The 3,230-nt window shown below is 43.4% G+C and carries 3 protein-coding genes; all 3 read left to right on the top strand.

Annotated elements, in window-relative coordinates:
- Positions 1-94: 94 nt before the first annotated feature.
- The gene (locus tag BN161_RS27645) at positions 95-1,339 is read left to right on the top strand and encodes a tyrosine-type recombinase/integrase (RefSeq protein WP_125910948.1); all 1,245 of its coding nucleotides are present in this window, start codon (positions 95-97) and stop codon (positions 1,337-1,339) included.
- Between the two features lie 10 nt (positions 1,340-1,349).
- Positions 1,350-2,333, top strand: a complete 984-nt coding sequence (locus tag BN161_RS27640) for a tyrosine-type recombinase/integrase (RefSeq protein ID WP_044272513.1) — start codon at positions 1,350-1,352, stop codon at positions 2,331-2,333.
- 3 nt (positions 2,334-2,336) lie between these two features.
- A partial coding sequence (locus tag BN161_RS27635) for a tyrosine-type recombinase/integrase (protein WP_044272511.1) occupies positions 2,337-3,230 on the top strand: 894 nt, incomplete at its 3' end.

Here is a 3,230-nt window from a genome sequence, read left to right as displayed (position 1 = left end):
TGTTGTAATCATCTGATAAGATGCTGATTATGGATTGAAAGTTTGGATAATATTTATAACTTGCAGGCTGATATTAACCAAAACTTATCAGCTTATGGATATATCATATTTAGAATCCAATTTCCAGAAGCTAATTGCTCATCTGGAACAGAACAACTATCACAAGGATACTTTTTGGCTCACAAGGCGATGTGTCAATCTGGTTCTCACCTTAGGACCAACATCTGAAAGTTATGAGGAAATCTTCTGGAAGGAGGTCAAGCAAAGGGGCTATAAGCCAAATGAACCCAGATTCAAAGCTCTCCGAGTTTATCTCGGCAATGTGAAACGCTTCCATCTTGAAGGAAAGTTGCCAGACCGTAAAACCCATGAGTCTCTTTTACCCAGGGCACCAATCGAAGCCAAGCTTTCAGAGGAATATCAGTTACTTGTTCGCTTCCATAAAGAAGAACAGTCGAGCCGTCAACTCCTTGGTGATAAATCCATTTATACCCGTACGCGTGCGCTTATAGTCTTTCTGTCCTATCTTAATGGCGTTAATATTGTCTCTTTGAACGATGCATCAGAGTCAAGCGTATTGGCTTTCTTCCATGATGGAGAAAAGCAAAAACGCGGAAAGGATTTTTGTTTCCTTTTGAAAAAAGCTCTTGAGTTTATCAAGACTTATCATCGGAAAGAACCTGTCAAGGCTGAGGTTACGAAAATCATCAATTGGCTTCCGCATATAAAATCCGGCGAAAAACCTTATCCTTATCTTGAGAAGGCGGAATTTGAAAAGATACGAGAAGTCCTTTTGGACGAGGGAAATAAACTTACTCATAGAGACAGACTTGTAGGTTGGATCCTTTTCTTTTGGGGTTTGCGTGGAACTGATATCATATCGCTGACTCCAGGAAATGTAGATTGGAAAAACGAGGTTGTAAGTCTGGTTCAGTCTAAAACCGGGGAACCACTGTCTCTTCCAATGAACGTCCATATCGGTAATGAACTTTTTGATTATATGACGATGGAAAGGTCGACTGCAGAATTGGAAGGTCCTATCCTCCGTCAGCAGAGAACAATTGACCGGTCATTGGGTACGGTAGCCGGGATTTTATCCAAAATCTTCAAGATAGCAGGTATCCGACACAATGCTGCCGGAGGGTTGCGCTTAATGCGGCATAATCTTGTAACAACCCTTCTGGGCCAAAGCACAGCATGTGAGATCGTATCTTCAATCGTAGGTCATAGATCTCCGGAATCCCTCAAACCCTATGCTGACTCCGACATCGAGCATCTGAAAGCGTGTGCTTTATCCATTGAGGATTATCCTATGCCATCAAATTATTTTTCAATCTAATGCCCCGTATATGGAAAGACCGTTTAAATCCTTCCTGGCCGTGGATATGGAGAACTTTATCGCAAGAAAGAAAGCAGAAAACAGCTGGAGCAATACCTATTATGAGAATCTGCACTACTTCGACAAATACATCCACGCCCATTATCCCGCATCCACGGAACTGACGCAGGTGATGATGGACTGGTGCAAGCCACGTTCCACAGAAAAGGGTAACTCCTGTCGATACCGCACTACTCCTATATGGAATTTTGTGGCCTATCTTCGTGACCGTGGGAAAACAGATGTGACCATCCTGCGATGTAGCACAAATGTACCAGTTGAACTAGTAGCACACTTCTTTTCGAAAGATGAATTATCGCATTTCTTCAGAGAATGCGATGTCTTTTGGTATGAATGTTACAAGAGTCAACAGACATTATCCCGGCTTATCAACATGCTTGAACTTCCGGTGTTTTTTCGTTTCCTCTTCAGCACAGGTATGAGAACCTGCGAGGCTCGCGAACTAAAAAGAACTGACGTCGACTTCCAGACGGGAGTGGTAAACATAGAGAAATCAAAAGGAGTTGACAAGCACCGTGTTGTCCTACATGACAGCATGTTAAAGTTGCTTCGTCAATATGATCAAGCGATTGGAAAAGTGTTCCCCGACAGAATTCATCTTTTCCCGGCAGCAGGTGACAAACCCCATAGGGCAGCTTGGGAAGGCTATCACTTCAGGAATCTGTGGCCGCGTATAAGCCAGGAATCAGCACGTCCTTATGACTTCCGTCATCATTATGCCACCACAAATATCTCCCAGTGGGAAAACCATGGCTTTGAGTTCAGTGGCAAGCTGCTCTTTCTATCAAGAAGCATGGGTCACAAGGACATACAGAGCACCTTCGGTTATTTTCATTTGACACCTATGCTTACAGATAAACTGAGAAAGAACTGCGGGGATGCCTTAGATGACCTTCTTCCCTCTTATCCAGGAAATGAACCAAATCAATTATAAGTCATGAGAAAGAAGAAGGAATCTTCTGCTGGGATAAGTCTTCAGGCAAGACGCCTTGCGGAATACATAAGTGACTGGATAAACATCTATGTACCAAGAATGCGGGGATGCAGTTCCCATACCGAAAAAGCTTATAGGACAGCACTCTCGCTATATGTATCCTATCTGGAAGAAAAAGGATACACACCATTTACATTAAGCATAGAATGCTTCACGCCCGAGGTTCTCAACAACTGGCTCCTTTGGCTCCGAGATGACCGAAATCTTAAGCCGACAAGCTGCAATGGCAGGATGGGTGCTATAAAATGTATGCTCAAGTACATAGGTGGCAGAGATGTGGCTTTTGCCGGACTATATCTTAACGCAAAAGAGCATGTTAAGAGAATGAGAGAAGAGAAGTCTCATATAATGGGGATGACAAGAAATGCCGTAAAGGCTCTCTTTGCAGCCCCCGATATAACAACAAAACTTGGGGTTAGAGATCTCTTCCTGATGCTGATGTGCTATGGAGTTGCCGGACGAATCGATGAGATCCTTTCTTTGAAAGTAAAAGATCTTCGGACAGATGTCAAATATCCCTACGCTATCCTCCATGGCAAAGGGAGTAAAATACGTTCTGTTTTTCTTCAATCAGGTATAACGAAATGGTACGAGCGCTACATGAAACTCTTCCATGGGAAATCCCCTAATCAGGAGGACTATCTCTTTTATTCAACTGTCCATGGGCAGCGGTGTAAGTTGACCCAGCCTGCGGTAAGCAAAAGGATGAAACTTCATGCAGACAAGGCAAGACTCACTTGCAATGAAGTGCCCAATTCTATGCACGCGCATCTATGGCGTCATACAGCCGCATGTCACTGGCGTGAAAATGGAATAAATATCGTGGAAATCAAAGAG

The sequence above is a fragment of the Bacteroides timonensis genome, assembly GCF_000513195.1.
Lineage (GTDB): Bacteria > Bacteroidota > Bacteroidia > Bacteroidales > Bacteroidaceae > Bacteroides > Bacteroides timonensis.
This window is presented reverse-complemented; position numbering and strand designations above follow the sequence as displayed.

Bases quoted from the DNA above. Each gene is read 5' to 3' on its own strand.
- BN161_RS27640 (WP_044272513.1), top strand. From the start codon at position 1,350: ATGGAAAGACCGTTTAAATCCTTCCTGGCCGTGGATATGGAGAACTTT.
- BN161_RS27645 (WP_125910948.1), top strand. From the start codon at position 95: ATGGATATATCATATTTAGAATCCAATTTCCAGAAGCTAATTGCTCAT.